The organism is Salmonella sp. SAL4457, assembly GCF_046548235.1.
GTDB classification, from domain to species: Bacteria; Pseudomonadota; Gammaproteobacteria; order Enterobacterales; family Enterobacteriaceae; genus Salmonella; species Salmonella enterica.
Map to the genome: position 1 here is coordinate 1 of NZ_JBGDZO010000017.1, position 1,146 is coordinate 1,146.

At 53.0% G+C, this 1,146-nt stretch carries 1 rRNA gene; it reads right to left on the bottom strand.

Annotated features, from left to right (window positions below):
* Nucleotides 1-1,001: ribosomal RNA gene (locus ACLJNW_RS22965) — 16S ribosomal RNA — on the bottom strand; the annotation flags it as partial.
* Between the last annotated feature and the right edge of the window lie 145 nt (nucleotides 1,002-1,146).

Genomic DNA, 1,146 nt, shown 5'->3' on the forward strand with positions numbered 1-1,146 from the left:
GTGGATGTCAAGACCAGGTAAGGTTCTTCGCGTTGCATCGAATTAAACCACATGCTCCACCGCTTGTGCGGGCCCCCGTCAATTCATTTGAGTTTTAACCTTGCGGCCGTACTCCCCAGGCGGTCTACTTAACGCGTTAGCTCCGGAAGCCACGCCTCAAGGGCACAACCTCCAAGTAGACATCGTTTACGGCGTGGACTACCAGGGTATCTAATCCTGTTTGCTCCCCACGCTTTCGCACCTGAGCGTCAGTCTTTGTCCAGGGGGCCGCCTTCGCCACCGGTATTCCTCCAGATCTCTACGCATTTCACCGCTACACCTGGAATTCTACCCCCCTCTACAAGACTCAAGCCTGCCAGTTTCGAATGCAGTTCCCAGGTTGAGCCCGGGGATTTCACATCCGACTTGACAGACCGCCTGCGTGCGCTTTACGCCCAGTAATTCCGATTAACGCTTGCACCCTCCGTATTACCGCGGCTGCTGGCACGGAGTTAGCCGGTGCTTCTTCTGCGGGTAACGTCAATTGCTGCGGTTATTAACCACAACACCTTCCTCCCCGCTGAAAGTACTTTACAACCCGAAGGCCTTCTTCATACACGCGGCATGGCTGCATCAGGCTTGCGCCCATTGTGCAATATTCCCCACTGCTGCCTCCCGTAGGAGTCTGGACCGTGTCTCAGTTCCAGTGTGGCTGGTCATCCTCTCAGACCAGCTAGGGATCGTCGCCTTGGTGAGCCGTTACCTCACCAACAAGCTAATCCCATCTGGGCACATCTGATGGCAAGAGGCCCGAAGGTCCCCCTCTTTGGTCTTGCGACGTTATGCGGTATTAGCCACCGTTTCCAGTAGTTATCCCCCTCCATCAGGCAGTTTCCCAGACATTACTCACCCGTCCGCCACTCGTCAGCGAAGCAGCAAGCTGCTTCCTGTTACCGTTCGACTTGCATGTGTTAGGCCTGCCGCCAGCGTTCAATCTGAGCCATGATCAAACTCTTCAATTTAAAAGTTTGATGCTCAAAGAATTAAACTTCGTAATGAATTACGTGTTCACTCTTGAGACTTGGTATTCATTTTTCGTCCGAGGACGTCAAGAATCCGTATCTTCGAGTGCCCACACAGATTGTCTGATAAATTGTTAAAGAGCAG